The 26,314-nt window shown below is 69.7% G+C and carries 8 protein-coding genes and 1 pseudogene; 8 read left to right on the top strand and 1 reads right to left on the bottom strand.

Annotation, left to right across the window (positions count from 1 at the left end):
* Positions 1–96 precede the first annotated feature (96 nt).
* The 8 genes and pseudogenes from ACNQS7_RS04810 (at position 97) to ACNQS7_RS04775 (ending at position 15,698) form a co-directional block, all read left to right on the top strand.
* Positions 97–1,668 (top strand): PE domain-containing protein, encoded by a 1,572-nt coding sequence (locus tag ACNQS7_RS04810; RefSeq protein WP_418011659.1) that lies wholly within the window; start codon positions 97–99, stop codon positions 1,666–1,668.
* Positions 1,669–1,831: 163 nt separating this feature from the next.
* Positions 1,832–2,875 carry a phenylalanine--tRNA ligase subunit alpha gene (gene pheS, locus ACNQS7_RS04805; protein WP_418011658.1) on the top strand — a complete coding sequence of 348 codons (1,044 nt, stop codon included), beginning with the start codon at positions 1,832–1,834 and terminating at the stop codon, positions 2,873–2,875.
* Positions 2,875–5,361 (top strand): phenylalanine--tRNA ligase subunit beta, encoded by a 2,487-nt coding sequence (gene pheT / locus ACNQS7_RS04800; RefSeq protein ID WP_418011657.1) that lies wholly within the window; start codon positions 2,875–2,877, stop codon positions 5,359–5,361. Before pheS ends, pheT begins: the two co-directional genes overlap by 1 nt.
* Before the next feature lie 171 nt (positions 5,362–5,532).
* A complete protein-coding gene (gene folE / locus ACNQS7_RS04795; protein ID WP_418011656.1) occupies positions 5,533–6,219 on the top strand; it encodes a GTP cyclohydrolase I in 687 nt (228 codons plus the stop codon).
* Positions 6,220–6,469: 250 nt separating this feature from the next.
* Positions 6,470–6,758, top strand: a pseudogene (locus tag ACNQS7_RS04790) (PE family protein); the annotation flags it as partial.
* Positions 6,759–8,064: 1,306 nt separating this feature from the next.
* The gene (locus ACNQS7_RS04785) at positions 8,065–10,608 is read left to right on the top strand and encodes a PE family protein (RefSeq protein WP_418011655.1); all 2,544 of its coding nucleotides are present in this window, start codon (positions 8,065–8,067) and stop codon (positions 10,606–10,608) included.
* A 141-nt stretch (positions 10,609–10,749) separates the two neighbouring features.
* On the top strand, positions 10,750–12,570 hold the full coding sequence (locus ACNQS7_RS04780; RefSeq protein WP_418011654.1) for a PE family protein: 1,821 nt from the start codon (positions 10,750–10,752) through the stop codon (positions 12,568–12,570).
* 206 nt (positions 12,571–12,776) lie between these two features.
* Positions 12,777–15,698, top strand: a complete 2,922-nt coding sequence (locus ACNQS7_RS04775; protein WP_418011653.1) for a BTAD domain-containing putative transcriptional regulator — start codon at positions 12,777–12,779, stop codon at positions 15,696–15,698.
* A 76-nt stretch (positions 15,699–15,774) separates the two neighbouring features.
* Here the strand turns inward: ACNQS7_RS04775 and ACNQS7_RS04770 are convergent, their stop codons facing one another.
* Positions 15,775–26,175 carry a hypothetical protein gene (locus ACNQS7_RS04770; RefSeq protein WP_418011652.1) on the bottom strand — a complete coding sequence of 3,467 codons (10,401 nt, stop codon included), beginning with the start codon at positions 26,173–26,175 and terminating at the stop codon, positions 15,775–15,777.
* Positions 26,176–26,314 lie beyond the last annotated feature (139 nt).

Below are 26,314 nucleotides of genomic sequence, written 5' to 3'. Positions count from 1 at the left end.
ACAGCGCTTTCGCCCACGACCTCGGCCGGAGCAATTGAAAAATGCCCGCGTAAGCGGCAACGTAACCCCGGCGCACGAAACCGACCGGAGGATGCCATGTCGTATGTGATAGCCGATCCGGAGATGCTGCTGGCTGCCGCATCTGACCTGGAAGGGATCCGTTCCGGACTGGTCCTGGCCAACGCAACGACCGGTCCGGCGACGGCACTCGCGCCAGCGGCCGCCGACGAGGTGTCAGCGGCCGTTGCGGGAATGTTCGGTGCGTACGGTCGGGAATACCGCGCGCTGAGCGCCCAGGTGGAGGCTTATCACGGGAGGTTCGTGCAGGCCCTGGCCGCGGGTGCGAATTCGTTCGCCACTGCCGAGGCGGCGAACACCTCGATTCTGCAGTCCTTCGAAGAGCAGCTGCTCAGAGTTGTGAACGCGCCCACCCAGTTGCTGTTGGGCCGCCCGTTGATCGGCGACGGCGCCGACGCTTCGGTGGCCGGAGGACGCGGCGGCGACGGCGGGTTGCTGTTCGGAAACGGCGGCCGCGGGGCGGCCGGTGCCGGTGGCCAGGCCGGGGGTGCCGGTGGGGACGCCGGGTTGTTCGGAAACGGTGGTGCCGGCGGGAACGGCGGCACCGGCGCGCCCGGCGGTGCCGGCGGGCGGGCCGGACTGCTGTTGGGCCGGCCCGGAATCGCCGGGCTCCCCGGCAGCATCACGCCACCGACACCGGTCGGCACGGGTGTGTTCTCTCCTTACGTCGACATGACGCTGTGGCCGCAGTTCGACTTCACGGGCGCGAGCCGGATAGGCAGCATCGAAGACGTCACGTTGGGCTTCATCACCGCCAACTCCGCAGGCCAGCCCGCCTGGGGAGGCTTCGATGCCTATACCATCGGCAACGGAGCCGGGGTGCCGAGCGGCAATCTGCTCTTCCAGATCAACAGCCAGATGGACGCCATGCGCGCCGCCGGGATCAATGCCACCATCTCGTTCGGTGGCGCGGCCAACCAGGAACTCGCGCTGACCGGCGGGACGGCGGCGGAGCTGGCCGCGAAGTACACATCGGTGATGAACACGTACGGAATTCACAAGCTGGACTTCGACATCGAAGGTGCGGCCCTGGGCGACACCGCCTCGCTGAAGCTTCGCTCGCAGGCGATCGCATCACTGCAGACCACCGGGATCGCCGCCGGCAAGCCGGTAGATGTCTCGTTCACGCTCCCGGTGATGCCGACGGGCCTGACCGCCGACGGCCTGCGGGCCGTCCAGATCGCCGTCGACAACCACGTGCAGATCAGCCACGTGAACATCATGGCGATGGACTACTACGATCCCTCCTTGCCGTACGCCGGGAAGATGGGGGACTACGCGATTCAGGCGGCCACCGCCGTCCACGGCCAATTGGCGACGTTGTACCCGTCCAAGACCAGCGCGCAGATCTGGTCAATGGTCGACGTGACCCCGATGATCGGCGTCAACGACGACCCAGCCGAGATTTTCAGCCTGGCCGACGCCCAGAAGCTGACCACCTTCGCCGAGCAGAACAACCTCGGTGGCCTGCACATGTGGTCGGCGAACCGCGACTTCCCCGGCACCCCGGGTGTGTTGACGAATGTCAGCAGTGGGGTGGCGCAGAACCCGTGGCAGTTCTCGCAGACTTTCGAGCAATTCGACTCCTGAGCTTTCCGTGATCCGGGACACAACCCGCCATGACTTATGATCGGCAGTTGCGTCATACCCGTGCCTTGACCCCTCCCGCCGACCACGCGGGCCGCGCTCGAGCTCATCGCGCGGGGTAGAGGCCGGACAGCCCTACCAGCCTCAGCAAGGAGAGTGCCGCCGCGTGGGTGATCAACCCGTCGACCTGTCGCCGGAAGCCCTGGCCGAGGCGGTCGAGGCTGCCCAGCGGGCCATCGCGGCCGCCGACAGTCTGGATGCGCTCGCGCACACCAAGACCGAATACCTCGGCGACCGTTCTCCGCTGGCGCTGGCGCGACAGGCCCTGGGCAGCCTGCCCAAGGAGCAGCGCGCCGATGCCGGCAAGCGGGTGAATGTCGCCCGTGGCGAAGCGCAGCGCAGCTATGACGAGCGCCTGGCGGCACTGCGTGCCGAGCGTGACGCGGCAGTGCTGGTGGCCGAACGCATCGACGTGACGCTGCCCTCGACCCGGCAACCAACCGGCGCGCGGCACCCCATCACGATGCTGGCCGAGCACATCGCCGACACCTTCATCGCAATGGGCTGGGAACTCGCCGAGGGCCCCGAGGTGGAAACCGAGCAGTTCAACTTCGATGCCCTCAACTTCCCGCCCGATCATCCGGCGCGCAGCGAACAGGACACCTTCTACATCGCGCCGGAGGACTCGCGGCAACTCCTGCGCACCCACACCTCTCCGGTGCAGGTACGGACCCTGCTCGAGCGCGAGCTGCCCGTCTACATCATCTCCATCGGCCGGACGTTCCGCACCGACGAACTCGACGCCACCCACACACCCGTCTTCCACCAGGTCGAGGGATTGGCCGTGGACCGGGGGCTGACGATGGCGCATCTGCGCGGCACCCTCGACGCGTTCGCCCGGGCCGAATTCGGGCCGCTGGCGCGCACCCGGATGCGCCCGCACTTCTTCCCGTTCACCGAGCCGTCGGCCGAAGTGGACGTCTGGTTCGAGGGCAAGAAGGGCGGCGCCGACTGGGTGGAGTGGGGTGGCTGCGGAATGGTGCACCCCAACGTCCTGCGGGCCGCCGGTATCGACCCGGACGTCTACTCCGGCTTCGCCTTCGGAATGGGATTGGAACGAACCCTGCAGTTCCGCAACGGGATACCCGACATGCGGGACATGGTCGAAGGTGACATCCGGTTCTCGCTGCCGTTCGGGGTGGGGGCCTGATGCGCATTCCCTACAGCTGGCTGCGTGAGGTCGTCTCCGTCGGTACGCCGGGTTGGGATGTCGGCCCCGGTGAGCTCGAACAGGCCCTGGTGCGCATCGGTCACGAGGTGGAAGAGGTCGCCAGGCTCGGCCCGGTCGCCGGCCCGCTGGCCGTGGGCCGGGTGACCGAGATCGAGGAACTCAGCGGTTTCAAGAAACCCATCCGGGCCTGCCTGGTCGACGTCGGCAACCCGGAGCCGCAGGAAATCATCTGTGGCGCAACAAACTTCGCGGTCGGCGACTTGGTGGTGGCGGCGCTACCCGGAGCAACCCTACCCGGAGACTTCACCATCGCCGCGCGCAAGACCTACGGGCGCAACTCCAACGGGATGATCTGCTCTGCGGCCGAGCTCGGTCTGGGGGCTGATCATTCCGGGATCCTGGTGCTGCCGCCGGGTACCGCGGAACCCGGCGCCGACGCCGCGACGGTGCTGGGGCTGGACGACGTGGTCTTCCACCTGGCCATCACCCCCGATCGCGGCTACGGCCTGTCGGTGCGGGGGCTGGCGCGCGAGATCGCCTGCGCCTTCGACCTAGACTTCGTCGATCCCGCTGCCGTGCAGCAATTGCCGGCCCAGGGTGAGGCGTGGCCGCTGACGGTGGACCCCGCGACCGGGGTGCGCCGGTTCGCGCTGCGCCCGGTCACCGGGATCGATCCGGCGGCGGTGTCACCGTGGTGGTTGCAGCGCCGGCTGCTGCTGTGCGGCATCCGCGCCACCTCACCGGCCGTCGACGTCACCAACTACGTGATGCTTGAACTCGGACACCCGATGCACGCCCACGACCGCTCCCGCATTACCGGCGGCTTCCAGGTGCGCTTTGCGCGGCCCGGGGAGAGGGTCGTCACCCTCGACGACATCGAACGCAAGCTGGAACCGGTCGACGTCCTGATCGTCGACGACGTCGCGACCGCGGCCATCGGCGGCGTGATGGGGGCCGACAGCACCGAAGTTCGCGCCGACTCGACCGATGTGCTGCTCGAGGCCGCGGTCTGGGATCCGGCCGCGATCTCGCGAACCCAACGACGTCTGCACCTGCCCAGCGAGGCGGCGCGCCGCTACGAGCGCGCCGTCGACCCGGCCATCTCGGTAGCCGTACTCGACCGGTGCGCCAGGTTGCTCGTCGACATCGCCGGGGGAGTCGCCGAACCCGCCCTGACCGACTGGCGGGGCGACCCGCCGCGGGAGGACTGGTCGCCGCCGGCGATCGAGATTTCTGCTGACCTGCCGGACCGCATCGCCGGCGTGGCCTATCCGCCCGGCACCAGCGCGCGGCGCCTCGCGCAGGTCGGCGCAAGGGTGCGCCAGGACGGCGGCACGCTGACCGTCACGCCGCCGAGTTGGCGTCCCGACCTGCGCCAACCCGCCGACCTGGTCGAAGAGGTGCTCCGGCTCGAGGGTCTCGAGGCGATCCCGTCGGTGCTGCCGTCGGCACCGGCGGGGCGCGGACTCACCGCCACCCAGCTCCGGCGACGCGCGATCGGCAAGTCGCTGGCCCTGTCCGGTTACGTCGAGATCCTTCCCACGCCGTTCCTGCCGGCCGGCGTGTTCGATCTGTGGGGACTGCCGGCCGAGGATCCGCGGCGCAGCACCACCCACGTCATCAACCCGCTGGAGGCCGACCGTCCGCAGCTGGCCACCACGCTGTTGCCGGCCCTGTTGGAAGCCTTGCACCGCAACGTTTCCCGGGGTCTTTCGGACGTCGCACTGTTCGCCGTCGCGCAGGTGGTGCAACCCACCGAGCACACCCGTGCCGTCGAGCTCATCCCGGTCCACCGGCGTCCCACCGACGCCGAGATCGCCACGCTGGATGCATCGCTGCCACGCCAACCGCAGCACGTCGCCGCGGTGCTCACGGGGTTGCGCGAGCCGCGTGGTCCCTGGGGGCCGGGCCGGGCAGTGGAGGCCGCGGATGCATTCGAGGCGGTGAGGATCATCGCGCGCGCCAGTGGCGTGGACGTCACGCTGCAAGCCGCCCAGTACCTGCCGTGGCATCCGGGCCGGTGCGCCGAGGTCCTCGCGGCAGGCACCGTCGTCGGGCATGCGGGACAACTGCACCCAGCTGTCATCGAACGCGCGGGGCTGCCGAAGGGGACGTGCGCAGTCGAGCTGAACCTTGACGCCGTTCCTATCGGCGGGGTGCCGCCGGCCCCCCGGGTGTCGCCCTTCCCGGCCGTATTCCAGGACGTCAGCCTGGTGGTGGCGCAGGACGTCCCCGCCCGAGCAGTCGAGGACGCTGTGCGCGAAGGTGCCGGCGAACTGCTCGAACACCTGCAACTGTTCGACGTCTTCGTCGGCCCGCAGATCGGCGAGGATCGTAAGTCGCTGACGTTCGCGCTGCGGTTCCGGGCGCCCGATCGCACTCTCACCGAGGACGATGCCACCGCGGCCCGTGATGCCGCGGTGCGGTGTGCGGCGGAGCGGGTGGGAGCTCAGCTTCGTAGCTGAGCATCGCTTCCCGGTAGATGACCAGCGCATATCGGAGTGTCAATGTTGAAATCGGCGCAGGTGGCGCGGAAATTCCGGGGGTTGTGCCCGGGCTCGACAGCTGCGTAAATTTATCTCGTCAGTTTGCTGAGACATCCCCCCGCTTCCCGGCGCCGTCGGCGAGGAGCCCGCATGACGAACGTGGCCAGTCAACCGGACAACGTCATCGAGATGGCCGCCGGCGGGGCGATTCCCGGCCTGGCCAACCGTTGGTTTGAAACGCCGACCCGGGACATCTCCGAGGTGCAGTGGGAGCGTTTCCGGTCCTCGATCGCCGAGATCTTCACCGCGTTCGGGATGGACCTGCAGACGCCGGGCACCCGGGAGACTCCGCAGCGGTTTCTGAAAGCGCTCTACGACATCACCGCCGGCTACGACGGCGATCCGAAGCTTGCGACGAGTTTTCCCACCGAGCACGGCGAGTCCGGGGAAGCCGCGCCTTCGCAGGTGATCGAGGGGCCGATCGACTTCAACTGCCTCTGCGAACATCACGCCCTGCCGTTCTTCGGGACGGCGTTCATCGGTTATATCGCGGGCGACCAGATCATCGGCATCTCGAAGTTGACGCGGCTGGTTCGACTGTTCGCGCGCCGGTTCACGGTTCAGGAGCGGCTGGGCGAGCAGATTGCCGACGGCCTGATCGCGCTGATCAACCCGCGCGGCGTGGCCGTGCACCTGGAAGCCGCGCATCTCTGTACGCACCTTCGGGGCGTCGAGGAGCATTCGCGGACGACCACGACGGTCTGGCGCGGGGAGTTCGCGGACGCCGATCTGCGCCGCGAGTTCCTCGCCGAGGTGCGTTCGCTGCGCCGCGGATAGCGGGTTCCCTGCGGCCGTCCGCGACGCTTGTGGCCGGTCGATGCGCGGGTGGCGAGTATGACAAAAATAGATGCAAACAATCGCGTCTGGTGATCATGCCTGGTCGCGTCCGTCAGGCTTGCTGCCTGCTGACTTGCGAGAAGGTGTTAGTCGGCTGAGCCTTTTGCACATGCGTGCGATATCAGTTTGAATTCATATCTGCGGCGGCACATGACCGCTGGTCACTATCGGGGTAGTGGAGGAGAAAGATATGTCGTACGTGTTTGCGGCTCCGGAGTTGGTTGAGGCCGCGGCCCAGAATCTGGCTGGGATCAGCTCAGCGTTGGGCCAGGCAACGACGGCGGCTGCGGGTCCGACGACGTCGGTGCTGGCTGCCGGCGCTGATGAGGTCTCGGCAGCGATCGCGCAACTGTTCGGGACGCACGGCCAGGAATTCCAGGCCATCAGTGCACAAGCCACGGCGTTCCACGACGAGTTCGTCGGACTGCTGAATGCCGGCGCGGGCGCTTATGCGAGTGCCGAGGCCGCCGGCGCGCAGACGCTGGCGGGTACGAGCCTCGCCGGCTTCGCCGATGCGGTGGCCGCACCGTATCAGGCGCTTTTCGCGAACACGGCCGGCAACCTGCAGGCCCTGGGCAGCGCTCTGGCCGCAAATCCGACGCCGGTGCTGAGCCAGCTGGCCACCAACCTTTCGGGCTACGGACCGCAGATCGTCACTGGATTCGCGAACGCCCCGGCCAGCATCGAGGCCGGACTGAACGCGCTTCCGTCGGTCAATCCGGTGGCTGCGCTGCAGGGGATCGTCAACCAGCAGATCGGCTTCACGCAGGTGGTCGCCACGTCGCTGCAGAACGCCGGACACGACCTCGTCGCCGGATTCAGCGCGCTGCCGTCCAGCTTCCAGGCCGCATCGCAGGCCTTTGCCGTCGGTGACGTCACCGGGGGCCTGGAACTGATCGGCGGAGGATTCCTGAACCCGTTCTTCTCAGGATTCAACACGGTGACCGGAGCTGACGGTCTCATCACGGTGACGCCCACCGGTGCGATCGGGGATCTGCTGCCCATCGTTGCCATCCCCGGGCAGATGGCACAGAACTTCACCGATCTGCTGCCGTTGGGTTCCGTTCCGGCTCAGGTGGCACAGCACTTCACCAACCTGGTGAACACGTTGACGGACACCGGCGTCACGTCGACCGTCGGATTGATCGTCGATCCCAACGGCCCATTCGGCCTCGGGGTGACGATCGACGCTCACATGGGGTTGCCACTCGCACTCGGGATCGAAGCGTTAGGCGCACCCGCCAATGGACTGAACGCTCTGGGGGCCAGTGCAACGACATTCGTCAACGCAGTTCAGAGTGGAGATCCGTTCGGCGCCGCGAGCGCTCTGTTCGGTGCGCCCGCAGCCTTCACGGACGGCTTCCTCAACGGTCAGATGACTTTGCCGATCACCATCGAAGCCTTGGGCGCCCCCACCACCCTCAACCTTCCGCTGAGCGGGCTGCTCGTTCCTGCCGCTCCTTACACCGCAGTCGTAGATGCCGCGGGGCTGCTAGGGGTTCCGGGGCTGACCTTCAATTCGACCGTGACAGGCACTCCCATCGGTGGGCTGATTCCAGGCCTGTTGGACTTCCTGCCCCGGAGCATCGCTGCCGCACTCGGTGCGCCGGCGCCGGTGATCCCACCCCTCACCCTGACGTAGCGGTTGAGCTGTTCGTCGCGTCCCCGGTTCGAAAATAACCATTTGGCCCGTTTTGCCACGTGTGCACTCGCATCCGCTTTAGGCTCCCTCATGCCCTGATGGACGTCAGGTGAACTCCGCAACGGAGCGAGGGGAGCCCGCACATGTCGTACCTGGTTGCTACGCCGGACTTGGTCACCGCGGCCGCGGACAATTTGTCGGGCATACGCACGGCACTGGGTGCCGCCGCATCGGCGGCGGCAGGCCCCACGACCGGATTGGCTGTTGCTGCGGGCGACGAGATCTCGGCGGCCATCTCGCAATTGTTCGGCAGCTACGGCGAGCAGTTCCAAGCGCTCAACAGGCAGGCGACCGCATTTCACGCGGAGTTCGTGAGTTTGCTGAACGGCGGCGCGGCGGTGTACGCCGCGGCCGAAGCCGCCAACTCATCGCCCTTGCAGGCCGTGCTTGACGCGGTGAACGCGCCGACCCAGACGCTGCTGGGACGCCCCCTGATCGGCAACGGTGCCAACGGCCAGGACGGGACCGGGGCAAACCCCGGGACCAACGGTGCGCCCGGCGGCATCCTGTACGGCAACGGGGGCAACGGCGGTGCCGGTGGACCCACCGGCGGTGCGGGCGGTGCCGGTGGGGCGGCCGGGCTGATCGGGAACGGCGGGATAGGCGGTGCGGGCGGTGCGGGCGCGGGTGTCGGCGGGGCCGGCGGCGCCGGTGGCGCCGGTGGCCTGTTGTTCGGCAACGGCGGTGGCGGCGGGGCCGGCGGCGTGGGAGCGACCGGAACCGGGGCCGGCGGGGCCGGTGGCAATGCCGTGTTGTTCGGTGACGGCGGGAACGGTGGCAGCGGTCCGACCGGCGGCGCCGCTGGTCGGGCCGGGGTGTTCTTCGGGAACGGTGGCGACGCCGGGGCCGGTTCCGGGCAGGCGGGTGCGGCCGGCGGCCTGTTCGGCAACGGCGGCAACGGCGCTTCCAGTGACACGGCGGCCGGCGGTGCCGGCGGTAATGCGTTCTTCGGCGATGGCGGCGACGGCGGCTCGAGCCTCGCTGGTGCCGGCGGCGCCGGCGGAAACACCATGATCGGCCAGGGCGGTAATGGCGGTGCGGCCGGTGGAGCGGCGAGTGCGGCCGGCGGTAGCGGCGGCAGCGTCGGGCTCTACGGCTCCGGCGGCAACGGCGCGGCCGGCGGCGCCGGCGTTGCCGTTGCCGGCGTCATCGGTCTCAGTGGCGGCTTCGGTGGGGCCGGCGGCAGCGGCGGACTGCTGGGCGGCAACGGCGGGTCCGGCGGCGCCGGTGGCACAGGTGGGGCCGGCGGCATTGGCGGAGCTGGCGCCGGCGGTGACGGTGGTGCCGGCGGGAACGCAGGTTACTTCGGTAACGGTGGGGCCGGCGGCGCCGCCGGCACCGGCGGCAGCGGCTTCCTGGCCCTCGCGGGCGGCGCCGGTGGCGCCGGCGGTAACGGCGGCACCGCCGGGCTGTTTGTCGGCAATGGTGGGGCCGGTGGGGCCGGTGGTACCGGCGGAGTAGGCGGCTCCACTCTCGGTAAGGGCGGCGCCGGCGGCACCGCCGGAGTGGGCGGCGACGGCGGACTGCTGTACGGGAATGGCGGTGACGGCGGTGCCGGTGGCGCCGGCGGAGCCCGCGGAAGCGTCGGCGCATCAGGTGGGACCGGCGCCAACGGCGGTGATGGCGGCAACGCCACGTTGTTCGGTACCGGCGGGGCCGGTGGCGCAGCCGGCGCGGGTGGAAACCCCGGCGCAGGCGCTGCCGGAGTTCCGGGTAACCCCGGCACCAACGGGCTGTTCGGGACGGGCGGTTCACCCGGCGCCGCCGCGCTGTCCTACTCCGCTGCGAGCACCGCTTCGCCTCTGGGCCCTTATGACGACCTGCTGAACAACACTCGCGCCAACCTGCAGAGCATCGGCCAAACGTGGCTGGCTGATCCGGCGCCGTTCCTGAACCAGTTCCTCACCAACCAGTTCAACTACGCGTCGCTGTCCTTCACGGCGCTCACCAGTGCCACCCGGGACTTCACGATCGGGCTGGCCAATGTGCCGGCGAGCCTGCGGGCCGGCGACGTGGCGGGTGCTTTGGTAGGTCTCTTCGTCAGCGGCATCAATGCCAGTGACTTCGCGAACATTCAACTGCTCGGCACCGTCGGAGACCTGTTCCCCCCGCTGACTATCCCCGGCGACATTTCGCAGAACTTCACGAACGTGATCAGGACGGTCCTGGATACCAACATCGCCTTCACGCTGGACACCACAACGTTGACCGGGGCGGCGACCGTCGGATTGCCGCTGGCAATGACGCTCAATGCCGTGGGTTCGCCGATCACCACGGCGCTGGCGTTCGCAGACAGCGCAACGGCGGTCACCAGTGCTCTGCAGGCCGGAAATATCGGGGCGGCAGCGACCGCACTGATCGGTGCTCCGGCCAATATCGCCAACGGCTTCCTCAATGGCGAGGCCGTGCTGCCGCTGGAGCTGCCACTGTCGGCCACGGCCGGGGTTCCCGTGACGCTCGACATACCCGTGGGAGGGATTCTCTCGCCCCTTAGGCCGTTGGTGGCTAACGTGGTCGCCCCAGTTATCGGACCGGTCTCCGTCACACTCGAAGGGACGCCTGCCGGAGGCATCGTTCCCGCCCTGCTGAGTTACGCACCCGCACAGCTCGCCAAAGCAATCGCGTAGCTATCGCCGGCGCTCGGCGTCGATTGGGGCGCCGGGCGACGTGATGAGTCACTCAGTATGACTTGCTGATCTGACGTTTGACATCGGTCGGTTTCGGGTACTCGCGCGCGTACAACAGATGTACAACGAGGGGGGCCAACCGTGTCATTTGTGATCGCTGAGCCGGATTTCGTCACCGCGGCTGCCGGGCAATTGGCCGGGATTCGATCCTCGATCGGTGCCGCAGCGGAGGCCGCCGCAGCTCCGACAACCGGCATCGCGCAAGCGGCGGCCGATGAAATCTCCGCAGCGATCTCACGTCTGTTCGGCGCCTACGGGCAGGAATTTCAGGCGGTCAACTCCCAGGCGGCAGCATTCCACGCCGAGTTCGTGCGGCTGCTGAATGGAAGCGCGGCCGCTTATCTGTCCGCCGACATCGCCAACGCGGAGAAGGCTCTGTTGGGCGGCGCCGTCGGTTTCCCGACTGCTGCGCCCACCGACCCGCTCGGAGGTCTGCTGGGTGGGTTGCTGGGCGGAGGTGCCACCGGCGGTGGCGGCCTCCTCGCCCCCCTCACCGGCGGAACCGGCGGGCTCAATCTTGGCGGAGTCAACTTCGTACTTCCGTCGCTTCCGTCGCTGCTATCCCCGAGCACCTTGAATTCGGCCCTCGGCAGCCTGAGCGGAGCCACCGGGCAATTGGGCCCGATTCTCGGCGGCATCGGCACTTCCCTGCAGAACGTCCTGTTTCCGCAACTCGTCGCAGCACCCGGTGTCGCCGCCTACCCCAACCCGTATCAGGTCCTGTTCGAGAACACCGTCCGGAATTTCAGCGACCTCGGTGCCAATTACCGGCCCTTCCCGATCCTCAACCAGATCGCCATCAATCAGAGCCACTACGCCCAGCTCGCAGGGAATGCGCTCGCGCTCAACTTGCAAGGCTTCCCGGGCAATGTGCCGGCGAATCTCCAACTTGCGCTGCAGGAAGCGTCGACGTTCAACCCGGCAGTCGGTGCTCAGGCGTTCGTCAACGGTACGACCGGCTTCTACACCACGCTGGGAACGCAGCTGGCCAAATTCGGCGAAGGCATCCAGCAGACGTTCCCCACTTTCCAACGGGACTTGAACCTCGCAGGAATGGCAATCCAGCAGGGTCAGTACTCCCAGGCGGTGCAGTACGGAGCTCATTCGCTGGTCGACCTGTTCATCACCGGATTCGACACCAGCGGATTGGGAATCAGCGTCGACGTGTCGAATTTGCTGGCGCCGGAGCTTGTGATCTCCGGACCGATCGGTGTGGAGGGACCGGCCGGAGCGCTACTGCCCATCCTCACCGCCGTCGGTCAGCAGGTGCAGGGCGCGGCCAGCCTGATCCCGGCAAATTCCATACCGGGAATGATGGCGCAGAACTTTGCCAATGGGATCAACACGCTCACAAACGCGGGCGTCTCGGCCGACTTCGCCCTGACACTCGATCTGTTGAACCCCGCCGCCAGCGGTCTCGCCGGCGAGGCGATCTTTGGTCTGCCGCTCCAACTGGGTTTTGCCATCCTGGGGCCGCCGTTCGCCGGTTTGAACGGGCTCGCGCAGGGCGCCACGGCATTTTCCACCTCCCTGGCTACCGGCAACCTGTGGGGAGCGGCAAACGCCATCGGCAACACGCCAGCTTTCATCCTCGACGGATTCCTCAACGGCGAAGTGGTGATCGATCAACCGCTGCCGGTAACCGTGACCATTCCCGTGCCATTGCTACCGCTCCCCATCACCATTCCGACGATTGCCCATCTGCCACTGACCGGTCTGCTGGTCCCGCCGCACCCGATTTCGGCTACGGTGCCGCTGAGCCAGGCGCTGGGCATTCCCGGTCTTCCGAACATCAATGTGCCTCTCGGCGGCACAGAGTTCGGCGGCATCTTCCCGTTCCTGCTGAACACGCTGCCGCAGCAGATCGCCCAATCGATGGCATACACGAACACTGCTGCCTAACTGCCAAACTCTTTGCAAGCAGAGTCATCACGGCGGTTCCGATCAAGTCTGGGCTTTCCCGCGCCACTGACTTCAAGGCGATCACCGGTATACGGCAGCGGTTGACGTCCATTCGTCAATGATTTGTGCCGTGCCTATCCGTGCTCGTCGTATGCTCTGATCTCACCAGACACGCTGTGTTTGCTGCTGCCTGAAGAGAGGGCCGAATGACGGTCGAGTTCCGCTTGCTCGGCGACGTCGAGGTGTGTGTGGACGGGCGGCGGTTGGACATCGGGCACGCGCGGCGCCAGTGCGTCTTGGTCGCGTTGCTGGTGGATGTCAATCACGCGGTTTCCCCGGAGCAGTTGGTGGATCGGGTGTGGTCGGATCGGCCGCCACGCCGTGCCCGGAACTCGTTGGCGGGCTATGTGTCTCGCCTGCGGAGTCTGCTCGCCGATATCGATGGCGTGACGATCTCGCGAGGGCCGTCGGGATACGTGCTGAGTACGGATGCGCTGTCGGTGGATTTGCACAGGTTCCGGGACCTGGCGGCGCGGGCGCGCGCGAGTTCTGATCCGGCGGAGGCTACGGCGCTCTTCGACCAGGCGTTGGGGGTCTGGTCCGGTGAGCCCTTCATGTTCCTCGATACACCGTGGGTCAACGAAGTTCGTAGCGCGGTGCGTGCGGAGCGGTTCGCGGTGGAACTGGATCGCAACGACGTGGCGTTGCGGGCGGAGCGCCATGGTGAATTGTTGGTGGAGTTGAGCGCGTCGCACGCCGCTCATCCGCTCGACGAGCGGCTGGCTGCGCAGCTGATGCTGGCGCAGTACCGGTCCGGGCGCCAGGCCGATGCGCTGGACACCTACCGCCGCACCCGGCTTCGGCTCGTCGAGGAACTTGGCGTCGAACCTAGCCCGGCGCTGGCTCGCGTCCACCAGCAGATCCTCGCTGGTGAAGCCCGCCATCGCGCCGAGCCGGCGGTCACCGTGGACGTCGTGCCGGTGCGTCCGGTGGTCTGTGATCGGCCGCATTCGGGGTTGTTGCGGCGGGCGACGAGTTTCGTCGGTCATGAGCGCGAACTGGCACAGACGGCCGCGGCGCTGGGGGAGGGGCCGCTGGTGACGTTGGTAGGGGTGGGGGGTGTCGGTAAGACGCGGCTGGCGTGGGAAATAGCGCGTCGGGATCAGCAGCGGTTTGTCGATGGGGTGTGGCTGTGTGAGTTGGGACCGTTGGACAACGGTGACGCGGTAGGCCATGCGGTGGCTGCGGCGCTGCGGTTACGGCAGCAGCACGGGATGGGCATCGAGGAGTCGGTGATCGAGTATCTGCGGTCACGGACGGCGCTGGTGGTACTGGACAACTGTGAACACGTGGTGGAGGCGGCGGCCGGGTTGGCTCAGCGCATTGTGGGTCAGTGCCCGGGGATCGCGGTCTTGGCCACGAGCCGTCAGGCATTGGGGGTTGAGGGCGAGCGGATCGTGGTCATCGCGCCGCTGGCGGTGGAGGATGCGACGCGGTTGTTCGTGGACCGGGCGCGCGCCGGTGTGCCGGGGTTCAGGGCGGAAGGGCAGCCGGCAGGAACGGTGGCGGAAATTTGCCGGCGGGTGGATTGTCTGCCGCTGGGGGTGGAGCTGGCGGCGGCGCGGATGCGGGTGATGAGCGCTGCCGATGTGGTGCGGCGGTTGGATCGGTTGGGCTTTCTGCGGGGTGCGCTGCGCGGGGCATTGCCACGTCAGCAGAGTCTGGTGGCCACCATCGATTGGTCGTATCGATTGCTCACCGAGGGTGAGCAGGTGTTTTTCGCGCAATTGTCGGTGTTTGCGGGGTCCTTCGACCTGGCGGCTGCCCACGCCGCGTCAGGCAACGGTGACGAGGACGACACGCTGGATTTGCTGGCCGGTCTGGTCGACAAGTCGATGGTCGTGGTGCGCAACCTGACCGACCACACCCGCTACGCGGTCCTGGAGACCCTCCGTGCGTATGGGCGAGATCGCCTGCAGGAACTGGGAATCGAGAAAGTGCTGGCAGTTCGGCACGCGGAATACTTCACCGACCTGGCCGAGCGAGCCGGGGCCGGCGTGGAGACCGCAGAGGAACGCGAATGGATCGAGCGGGTGCTGCCCGACTACGACAACCTGCGCACCGCATTCGAGCGCGCGATGTCCGAGCAGAACATCGACCTCGCGCTACGGCTGGTCGCCGCGTGTGCGGAGATCTTCGGCATTCGCGTCGGATACGAGGTGTTCCGGTGGGCCGAACGCGTCGCGGCGGTCGCCGAACCCGATCACCCGCTGTACCCCGCGGTGGTCGGAACGGCCGCACGGGGTGCCTGGGCCCGCGGTGAGTATGCGGCGGCGCGCAGGCTGGCGGACCTGGCGGGGGGACGGGTGCCCGGCCCCGGTACGTCGCGGATCGCGTTCCCAGGAGATGTGCTCGCCGATCTGGATCTGCACGAGGGTGAGGTCGACCGGGTTCTCAACTACTGGGATGAACAGGTTGCGGTGGCGCGGCGGGGTGGAAACCCGATCCGGTTGGGACAGACGCTCTCCACCGGCGCAGTACTGCACGGCGTCTTGGGCGGCGACTTCGACCCCTATCTGCCGGCTGCGCGAGAAGGCGTGGAGATCGCCGAAACCACCGGGAACCCGACTGCCCGGTCGACCGCCTACTTCGGCCTGGCGTTCCTGCTCAAGCGGGCCGAACCGGGGCGGGCCCTGGCCCTGTTCGACGAAGCGGCGAGCCTGGCCGGGGACGTACAGAACTTCTGGTGGTACGGCATCGCTTTGATGGAGGCCGCTGCGACTCGTGCCGTGCACGGTGATCCCGTCGCGGCGGCGCAATTGTTCGACGACGTCCTGGATCACTGGGACCGCGTGGGCGACTGGACGGAACTGTGGATCAGCCTGCGCTACGTCACGAAATTGCTGCTTCGGCTCGGTGCCGGGGACGACGTGGCGTTCCTGCACTGGGCACAACTGAAGGCAGGCAAGGTTTCACCATTACACGCCGATCAGTTGAGTGCGCTGCAGGAAAGCCTGGGCCCGATCGGCTTCGCTGCTCACGGTGAGTCCGAGCCCGACGGCGCTGAGGTGGTGGCTCGTGCGCGATCGGCATTGCAGCGCCACTCCCAGCGCACTGCCGCGGTCTAGCCGAGACCCAAGGACGCGGCACCGAACGGCAGCTGCTGCCACACGTTCGGTGCCGCGTCGTCGGGAGCTGCGGCGCTTAGGTGCCGACCGAGACGCCGAAGCTGGCGTTCAGCGCTGCCTGCAGCGCCAGTTGCAGGTTCAGCAGGACGTTGCGGATCGAGGCGCCGAGGGTCAGGCCGGCGTTGTCCAGCGACGCCAACAGCGTGCCGCCCGTCTGCGTAAGACCCGCCAGCGCGTTCTCGAAACCTGCGACGAGAGCTCCGCCGGTTTGGCCGAACCCGGACAGGCTGGCCCCGAAGCTGGCGCCGAGGGCGTTGTTGAAGACCGCGGCCGCCTGGTTGAGCGCGTTCAGCCAGATGCCCGCGATCGCCGCGCCGGTCTGACCACTTCCGGTCAGCGCCGCCATCAGGTTGCTGGTGATCGCAGCGCCTGTTTGGGTCAGTCCGGACAAGCTCGAGGACAACCCGGCCGAGAGCGTCCCACCAGCGTTCAGCAGGCCGGTGATCCCGCTGTTGAGGGCGGCGGAGAGTCCGGCCAGATTGAGACTGCCGGAGAGCGCGGCGTTGAGGGCCAGTGACAGGTTGGGCAGAGCGGCGTTGATGCTCGCGGCGAGGTTGGCTCCGGCGTTGAGTAGGGCGTTGAGGCCGGCTTGCAGCGCCGGGACCCCGCCCAAGGCGGCGTTGAGGGCGGCCTGGAAGGCGCCGTTGAGGGCGCTCAGGCCGGCCTGGAATGCCGGCAGGCTCCCGCTCAGCGCGGCGTTGATCGCGCCGCTGAATGCGGCCGACAGGGCGGGCAGAGTGGCCCCGAAAGCCCCCGACAGTTGCGCGGCCAGGGCCGGCAGGGCGCCGGCGAAGTTGGCGGCCAGGTTCTGTCCGGCAGTGATCAGCCCGCTGAGCGCAGCCTGGAAGGCCGGAGCTCCGGCCAGAGCCGCGCTTACGGCGGCCTGGAAGGCCCCGCTCAGAGCAGCCAAGCTGGCCTGGAACGCCGGCAGGCTGCCTGTGAGAAGTGCTGACAGACCGGCCAGATTCACGCTGCTCGAGAGCAGTCCCGCCAACGTGAGCGAGAGGTTGGGCAGCGCGGCATTGATGCTGGCGGCCAGGTTGGCGCCGGCGTTGAGCAGGGCGTTGAGGCCGGCTTGCAGGGCCGGGGCCCCGGACAGGGCGGCGTTCAGGGCGGCGTTGAACGCTCCCGAGAGGGCGGCCAGGGAGGCTTGGAAGGCCGGCAGGCTGCCTGAGAACGCCGCGGTCAGCGTCGCGGAGAGGGCGGCGTTGAGCGCGGGCAGGGACGCGCTGAAGCTGGCTGAGAGCGCGGGTAGGGCTCCGGCGAAGGTCGCGGCCAGGTTGGCCCCGGCGTTGATCAGGGCGTTGAGGCCGGCCTGGAAGGCTGGGGCCCCGGCCAGGGCAGCGTTCAGCGCGGTCTGGAATGCCGCGTTCAGGGCGCCCAGGGAGGCTTGGAAGGCCGGCAGGCTGCCTGAGAGGGCCGCTGAGAGGGTGGCGTTAAAGGCGGCGTTGAGTGCGGGCAGGGTGCCCCCGAAGGTGGCCGACAGTTGCGCGGCCAGGGCCGGGAAGGCGGCGCCGAAGCCCGCGATCAGGTTTTGTCCGGCGGTGGCCAGGGCGCTGAGCCCGGCCTGCAGGGCGGGTGCCCCGGACAGGGCGGCGGTCAGCGCGGCCTGGAACGCGGTGTTCAGCGCGCCGAGGGAGGCTTGGAAGGCCGGCAGGCTGCCTGAAAGCGCCGCCGAGAGAGTGGCGCTCAACGCGGCGTTCAATGCGGGCAGGGCACCGCCGAAGGTGGCCGAGAGTTGGGCGGCCAGGGCGGGTAGGGATCCGGCGAAGGTGGCGGCCAGGTTCTGGCTGGCGGCCAGTAGGGCGTTGAACCCGGCCGACAGGGCCGGGGCCCCGGACAGGGCGGCTGACAGCGCGGCCTGGAACGCGCCGTTCAAAGCGCCCAGGGAGGCTTGGAAGGCCGGCAGGCTGCCCGACAGGGCGGCGTTCAGCGCGCCTTGGAAGGCGGTGTTGATCGCGCCCAGGCTGGCTGAGAAGGCTGGCAGGGCACCGGAGAACGCGGCGTTCAGCGCCGCGGAGAGGCCGTTGAGGCTGCCTCCCAGGGCTGCGTTCAACGCTGCGGAGAGCCCGGCCAGGTCGAGGTTGACGCTGAGCATGGCGTTCAGGGCGGCCGAGAGGTTGGGGAAGGCCGCGGCGAGGTTGGCGGCCAGGTTCGCTCCGGCGTTGAGCAGGGCGTTGAGGCCGGCTTGCAGGGCCGGGGCCCCGGACAGGGCGGCGTTCAGGGCGGCGTTGAACGCCCCGGACAGGGCGGCCAGGCTCGCTTGGAAGGCCGGCAGGCTGCCCGAGAACGCCGCGCTCAGGGCCGCCGAGAGGGCGGCGTTGAGCGCGGGCAGAGTGGCTTGGAAGCTGGCCGAGAGCGCGGGCAGGGCTCCGGCGAAGGTCGCGGCCAGGTTGGCCCCGGCGTTGATCAGGGCATTGAGGCCGGCCTGCAAGGCCGGGGCCCCGGCCAGGGCCGCGTTCAGCGCGGCGTTGAATGCCGCGTTCAGCGCGCCCAGAGAGGCTTGGAAGGCCGGCAGGCTGCCCGACAACGCCGCGGACAGGGTGGCCGAGAACGCGGCGTTCAGCGCGGGCAGGGCCCCACCGAAAGCAGCCGACAGTTGCGCGGCCAGCGCCGGGAAGGCCCCGGTGAAGCTGGCGGCCAGGTTCGCGCCGGCATTGAGCAGCGCATTCAACCCGGCCTGCAGGGCCGGGGCCCCAGCGAACGCGGCCGACAGGGCGGCGTTGAACGCCCCCGACAGCGCACCCAAGCTCGCTTGGAAGGCCGGCAAGCTACCCGACAGGGCGGCGTTGATCGCCCCGGTGAACGCCGCCGACAACGTCGGCAACGTCGCCCCGAACGCCCCCGACAGCTGCGCGGCCAGGGCGGGTAGGGATCCGGCGAAGGTGGCGGCCAGGTTCTGGCTGGCCGCGAGCAGGGCGTTGAACCCGGCTGAGAGGGCCGGGGCCCCGGACAGGGCGGCTGACAGCGCGGCCTGGAACGCGCCGTTCAAAGCGCCCAGGGAGGCTTGGAAAGCCGGCAGGCTGCCCGACAGGGCGGCGTTCAGCGCGCCTTGGAAGGCGGTGTTGATCGCGCCCAGGCTGGCTGAGAAGGCTGGCAGGGCACCGGAGAACGCGGCGTTCAGCGCCGCCGAGAGGCCGTTGAGGCTGCCTCCCAGGGCTGCGTTCAACGCTGCGGAGAGCCCGGCCAGGTTCAGGTTCAGACTCAGCATCCCGTTGAGGGCGGCCGAGAGGTTGGGGAAGGCCGCGGCGAGGTTGGCGGCCAGGTTCGCCCCGGCGTTGAGCAGGGCGTTGAGGCCGGCTTGCAGGGCCGGGGCCCCGGACAGGGCGGCATTGAGGGCGGCGTTGAACGCTCCCGAGAGGGCGGCCAGGCTCGCTTGGAAGGCCGGCAGGCTGCCCGAGAACGCCGCGCTCAGGGCCGCCGAGAGGGCGGCGTTGAGCGCGGGCAGAGTGGCTTGGAAGCTGGCCGAGAGCGCGGGCAGGGCTCCGGCGAAGGTCGCGGCCAGGTTGGCCCCGGCGTTGATCAGGGCATTGAGGCCGGCCTGCAAGGCCGGGGCCCCGGCCAGGGCCGCGTTCAGCGCGGTCTGGAATGCCGCATTCAGCGCGCCCAGAGAGGCTTGGAAGGCCGGCAGGCTGCCCGACAACGCCGCGGACAGGGTGGCCGAGAACGCGGCGTTCAGCGCGGGCAGGGCCCCACCGAAAGCAGCCGACAGTTGCGCGGCCAGCGCCGGGAAGGCCCCGGTGAAGCTGGCGGCCAGGTTCGCGCCGGCATTGAGCAGCGCGTTGAGGCCGGCCTGCAGGGCCGGGGCCCCAGCGAACGCGGCCGACAGGGCGGCGTTGAACGCCCCCGACAGCGCACCCAAGCTCGCTTGGAAGGCCGGCAAGCTACCCGACAGGGCGGCGTTGATCGCCCCGGTGAACGCCGCCGACAACGTCGGCAACGTCGCCCCGAACGCCCCCGACAGCTGCGCGGCCAGGGCGGGTAGGGATCCGGCGAAGGTGGCGGCCAGGTTCTGGCTGGCCGCGAGCAGGGCGTTGAACCCGGCTGAGAGGGCCGGGGCCCCGGACAGGGCGGCTGACAGCGCGGCCTGGAACGCGCCGTTCAAAGCGCCCAGGGAGGCTTGGAAGGCCGGCAGGCTGCCCGACAGGGCGGCGTTCAGCGCGCCTTGGAAGGCGGTGTTGATCGCCCCGAGGGAGGCCGAGAACGCCGGCAGGGCACCGGAGAACGCGGCGTTCAGCGCCGCCGAGAGGCCGTTGAGGCTGCCTCCCAGGGCTGCGTTCAACGCTGCGGAGAGCCCGGCCAGGTCGAGGTTGACGCTGAGCATGGCGTTCAGGGCGGCCGAGAGGTTGGGGAAGGCCGCGGCGAGGTTGGCGGCCAGGTTCGCCCCGGCGTTGAGCAGGGCGTTGAGGCCGGCTTGCAGGGCCGGGGCCCCGGACAGGGCGGCGTTCAGCGCGGCGTTGAACGCCCCGGACAGGGCGGCCAGGCTCGCTTGGAAGGCCGGCAGGCTGCCCGAGAACGCCGCGCTCAGGGCCGCCGAGAGGGCGGCGTTGAGCGCGGGCAGAGTGGCTTGGAAGCTGGCCGAGAGCGCGGGCAGGGCTCCGGCGAAGGTCGCGGCCAGGTTGGCCCCGGCGTTGATCAGGGCATTGAGGCCGGCCTGCAAGGCCGGGGCCCCGGCCAGGGCCGCGTTCAGCGCGGCGTTGAATGCCGCGTTCAGCGCGCCCAGAGAGGCTTGGAAGGCCGGCAGGCTGCCCGAGAGGGCCGCGGACAGGGTGGCCGAGAACGCGGCGTTCAGCGCGGGCAGGGCCCCACCGAAAGCAGCCGACAGTTGCGCGGCCAGCGCCGGGAAGGCCCCGGTGAAGCTGGCGGCCAGGTTCGCGCCGGCATTGAGCAGCGCATTCAACCCGGCCTGCAGGGCCGGGGCCCCAGCGAACGCGGCCGACAGGGCGGCGTTGAACGCCCCCGACAGCGCACCCAAGCTCGCTTGGAAGGCCGGCAAGCTACCCGACAGGGCGGCGTTGATCGCCCCGGTGAACGCCGCCGACAACGTCGGCAACGTCGCCCCGAACGCCCCCGACAGCTGCGCGGCCAGGGCGGGTAGGGATCCGGCGAAGGTGGCGGCCAGGTTCTGGCTGGCCGCGAGCAGGGCGTTGAACCCGGCTGAGAGGGCCGGGGCCCCGGACAGGGCGGCTGACAGCGCGGCCTGGAACGCGCCGTTCAAAGCGCCCAGGGAGGCTTGGAAAGCCGGCAGGCTGCCCGACAGGGCGGCGTTCAGCGCGCCTTGGAAGGCGGTGTTGATCGCGCCCAGGCTGGCTGAGAAGGCTGGCAGGGCACCGGAGAACGCGGCGTTCAGCGCCGCCGAGAGGCCGTTGAGGCTGCCTCCCAGGGCTGCGTTCAACGCTGCGGAGAGCCCGGCCAGGTTCAGGTTCAGACTCAGCATCCCGTTGAGGGCGGCCGAGAGGTTGGGGAAGGCCGCGGCGAGGTTGGCGGCCAGGTTCGCCCCGGCGTTGAGCAGGGCGTTGAGGCCGGCTTGCAGGGCCGGGGCCCCGGACAGGGCGGCATTGAGGGCGGCGTTGAACGCTCCCGAGAGGGCGGCCAGGCTCGCTTGGAAGGCCGGCAGGCTGCCCGAGAACGCCGCGCTCAGGGCCGCCGAGAGGGCGGCGTTGAGCGCGGGCAGAGTGGCTTGGAAGCTGGCCGAGAGCGCGGGCAGGGCTCCGGCGAAGGTCGCGGCCAGGTTGGCCCCGGCGTTGATCAGGGCATTGAGGCCGGCCTGCAAGGCCGGGGCCCCGGCCAGGGCCGCGTTCAGCGCGGTCTGGAATGCCGCATTCAGCGCGCCCAGAGAGGCTTGGAAGGCCGGCAGGCTGCCCGACAACGCCGCGGACAGGGTGGCCGAGAACGCGGCGTTCAGCGCGGGCAGGGCCCCACCGAAAGCAGCCGACAGTTGCGCGGCCAGCGCCGGGAAGGCCCCGGTGAAGCTGGCGGCCAGGTTCGCGCCGGCATTGAGCAGCGCATTCAACCCGGCCTGCAGGGCCGGGGCCCCAGCGAACGCGGCCGACAGGGCGGCGTTGAACGCCCCCGACAGCGCCCCCAAGCTCGCTTGGAAGGCCGGCAAGCTACCCGAGAGCGCGGCGTTGATCGCCCCGGTGAACGCCGCCGACAACGTCGGCAACGTCGCCCCGAACGCCCCCGACAGCTGCGCGGCCAGGGCGGGTAGGGATCCGGCGAAGGTGGCGGCCAGGTTCTGGCTGGCGGCCAGCAGGGCGTTGAACCCGGCCGACAGGGCCGGGGCCCCGGACAGGGCGGCTGACAGCGCGGCCTGGAACGCGCCGTTCAAAGCGCCCAGGGAGGCTTGGAAGGCCGGCAGGCTGCCCGACAGGGCGGCGTTCAGCGCGCCTTGGAAGGCGGTGTTGATCGCCCCGAGGGAGGCCGAGAACGCCGGCAGGGCACCGGAGAACGCGGCGTTCAGCGCCGCCGAGAGGCCGTTGAGGCTGCCTCCCAGGGCTGCGTTCAACGCTGCGGAGAGCCCGGCCAGGTCGAGGTTGACGCTGAGCATGGCGTTCAGGGCGGCCGAGAGGTTGGGGAAGGCCGCGGCGAGGTTGGCGGCCAGGTTCGCCCCGGCGTTGAGCAGGGCGTTGAGGCCGGCTTGCAGGGCCGGGGCCCCGGACAGGGCGGCGTTCAGCGCGGCGTTGAACGCTCCCGAGAGGGCGGCCAGGCTCGCTTGGAAGGCCGGCAGGCTGCCCGAGAACGCCGCGCTCAGGGCCGCCGAGAGGGCGGCGTTGAGCGCGGGCAGAGTGGCTTGGAAGCTGGCCGAGAGCGCGGGCAGGGCTCCGGCGAAGGTCGCGGCCAGGTTGGCCCCGGCGTTGATCAGGGCATTGAGGCCGGCCTGCAAGGCCGGGGCCCCGGCCAGGGCCGCGTTCAGCGCGGTCTGGAATGCCGCGTTCAGCGCGCCCAGAGAGGCTTGGAAGGCCGGCAGGCTGCCCGAGAGGGCCGCGGACAGGGTGGCCGAGAACGCGGCGTTCAGCGCGGGCAGGGCCCCACCGAAAGCAGCCGACAGTTGCGCGGCCAGCGCCGGGAAGGCCCCGGTGAAGCTGGCGGCCAGGTTCGCGCCGGCATTGAGCAGCGCATTCAACCCGGCCTGCAGGGCCGGGGCCCCAGCGAACGCGGCCGACAGGGCGGCGTTGAACGCCCCCGACAGCGCACCCAAGCTCGCTTGGAAGGCCGGCAAGCTACCCGAGAGCGCGGCGTTGATCGCCCCGGTGAACGCCGCCGACAACGTCGGCAACGTCGCCCCGAACGCCCCCGACAGTTGGGCGGCCAGGGCGGGTAGGGATCCGGCGAAGGTGGCGGCCAGGTTCTGGCTGGCGGCCAGCAGGGCGTTGAACCCGGCCGACAGGGCCGGGGCCCCGGACAGGGCGGCTGACAGCGCGGCCTGGAACGCGCCGTTCAAAGCGCCCAGGGAGGCTTGGAAGGCCGGCAGGCTGCCCGACAGGGCGGCGTTCAGCGCGCCTTGGAAGGCGGTGTTGATCGCGCCCAGGCTGGCTGAGAAGGCTGGCAGGGCACCGGAGAACGCGGCGTTCAGCGCCGCCGAGAGGCCGTTGAGGCTGCCTCCCAGGGCTGCGTTCAACGCTGCGGAGAGCCCGGCCAGGTCGAGGTTGACGCTGAGCATGGCGTTCAGGGCGGCCGAGAGGTTGGGGAAGGCCGCGGCGAGGTTGGCGGCCAGGTTCGCCCCGGCGTTGAGCAGGGCGTTGAGGCCGGCTTGCAGGGCCGGGGCCCCGGACAGGGCGGCGTTCAGCGCGGCGTTGAACGCCCCGGACAGGGCGGCCAGGCTCGCTTGGAAGGCCGGCAGGCTGCCCGAGAACGCCGCGCTCAGGGCCGCCGAGAGGGCGGCGTTGAGCGCGGGCAGGGTGGCTTGGAAGCTGGCCGAGAGCGCGGGCAGGGCTCCGGCGAAGGTCGCGGCCAGGTTGGCCCCGGCGTTGATCAGGGCGTTGAGGCCGGCCTGCAAGGCCGGGGCCCCGGCCAGGGCCGCGTTCAGCGCGGTCTGGAATGCCGCGTTCAGCGCGCCCAGAGAGGCTTGGAAGGCCGGCAGGCTGCCCGAGAGGGCCGCGGACAGGGTGGCCGAGAACGCGGCGTTCAGCGCGGGCAGGGCCCCACCGAAAGCAGCCGACAGTTGCGCGGCCAGCGCCGGGAAGGCCCCGGTGAAGCTGGCGGCCAGGTTCGCGCCGGCATTGAGCAGGGCATTCAACCCGGCCTGCAGGGCCGGGGCCCCAGCGAACGCGGCCGACAGGGCGGCGTTGAACGCCCCCGACAGCGCCCCCAAGCTCGCTTGGAAGGCCGGCAAGCTACCCGAGAGCGCGGCGTTGATCGCCCCGGTGAACGCCGCCGACAACGTCGGCAACGTCGCCCCGAACGCCCCCGAGAGCTGCGCAGCCAACGCGGGCAGTCCGGCGGTGAACGTCGCAGCGAGGTTCTGACCCGCGGCAAACAACGCATTCAACGCGCCCGTCAGCGCGGGCGCCCCGGCAAGCGCGGCACTGAACGCGGCCTGGAACGCCCCGTTCAAAGCACCCAGAGACGCCTGGAAGGCCGGCAGGCTCCCCGACAGGGCGGCGTTCAGCGCGCCCTGGAAGGCGGCACTGATGGCCGGGAACGTGGCGTTGAAGCCGGCGGACAGCGCGCCGTTGAGTGCGGCGGCCAGGGTGTTGTTGAGGGCGGCGTTCAATGCGGCGAGTCCGGTGCCGAAGCTGCCGCTGAGCTGGGCGGCCAGGTTGGCTCCGGTCTGGGCCAGGGCGTTGAGCGCGGCGGAGAATGACGGCAGCCCGCCGCCGAAAGCGGCGTTCAGCGCGGCCGTCAGCCCGTTGAGGCCGCCGGTGAATGCGCCGTTGAGGGCGGCCGACAGTCCGGCCAGACTCGCGCTCAGGTTGCCGGACAGCGCCCCGGAGAGCGATGCCGACAGGGCGGGGAACGCCGCGCTGAAGTTTGCCGCCAGGTTCTGGCCCGCGCTGAGCAGTGCGTTCAAGGCGCCCTGGAAAGCCGGAGCGCCACTGAGAGCTGCGTTGAAAGCAGCGTTGAGGGCAGTGTTCAGGCTGGCCAGTCCGGTGCCGAAGTTGCCCGCGAGCTGCGCCGCCAGTGCCGGGAAGTTACCGGCGAGGCTGGCGCCGGTCTGGACCAGGCCCTCCAGGGCAGCCGACAGAGCCGGCAGGCTCAGGGTGCCGGACAGCGCGGCTTCCAGGCCGGCCAGGCTGGCTTCGAAGCTGCCGGAAAGGGCGCCGTTGAGGGCCGCGGACAGGGCCGGCAGGGTCGCGCTGAAGTTCGCTGCCAGGTTCTGACCCGCGTTGATCAGTCCGCTGAGTCCGGCCTGCAGCGTCGGCAGACCGCCGCTGAGAGCCGCGTTCAACGCGGCGTTGAGGCTGGCCAAGCCGGTGCCGAAGGCGCCGGACAACGCGCCGTTCAGCTGCCCGGCCAATGCGGGCAGCGCTGCGCTGAAGCTGCCGGCGAGGTTCTGGCCCGCGCTGATGAGTCCGTTCAGGCCCGCCTGGAACGCCGGCAGGCCGCCGGTGAGGGCGGCGTTGAGCGCGCCGCCGAGTTGGGCGCTGAGCGCGGGCAGGGTGGCGCCGAAGTTGGTCACCAAGCCGCCGAGGCTTCCGAAGAAATTGCCGACCAGCATTCCGCCGGTCTGGGCGAGTTCGGTCAGGCCGGAGAAGTTCGCGTTCAGGCTGGCGGAGAGGTCGGCAGAAAGGTTGGCGCCGATACCGGTCCGCAGGAACGCTTCAAGGGCCGCGTTGGCGGGGCCGAACAACGCGGCGCCGTTGCCCGTGAGAGTGGCGCCAAGGCTCTGCAGGGCGACACCGGAATTGGCGATGGCTTGACCGGTCTGAGTCAGCCCCGCACCAAGTCCGGACGAGAGGGCACCCCCGGTCTGCAGGGCCAGGCCCGCGCCCAGGTTGGGCAGCGAGGCCAACGCCCGCAGCGCCGCGCCCGCGTCCAGGCTCCCCATCAGCGAGCCGGACCCGCCGATCGAACCGCCCAGGCCAGGAATGCCGAAGGTGGTGCCCAAGGCGGCGTTCACCTGTGCGGCGAGGTTGGCGAAACCGTTCTGCAATGCCGACAAGAAGCCGTCGAGGCTCACCAGCGCCGAGCCGTTGACCGCCTCGGCGGCCGCGTATGCGGTCGCGCTCTGGGTCATCATCGCGACGAATTCCTGGTGGTACGCCGTCGCTTGGGCGCTGACAGCCTGGTAGTCGGTACCCAGGGTGCCGAACAGCCGGGCGATCGCGGCCGACACCTCGTCCGCGGCCGCGGGCACGAGTTCGGTCGTCGCGCCTGCCGCAGCAGAAGTCACGTCAACCAATGATGAGCGGATACCGGCAAGCTGCTCGGCCGCCGCTTCGACGAATTCAGGCACAGCAATGACAAAGGACATGTCCATCTCCCCAGATGACCCCAATGGAACAAGCCGCGACCCAACGACGCCCGATCGTCACAGGGGCAACACGTGGGCAATAGATCCCCGTACGGAGAGGAGGTTAAACCCGTTATTTCTAAGAATTTCCGGGCAGAAT

The organism is Mycobacterium sp. 23 (assembly GCF_048287075.1).
GTDB lineage: Bacteria > Actinomycetota > Actinomycetes > Mycobacteriales > Mycobacteriaceae > Mycobacterium > Mycobacterium gordonae_B.
Note: the sequence above shows the minus strand (reverse complement) of the source record. Positions and strands in the feature narration are given on the sequence as shown.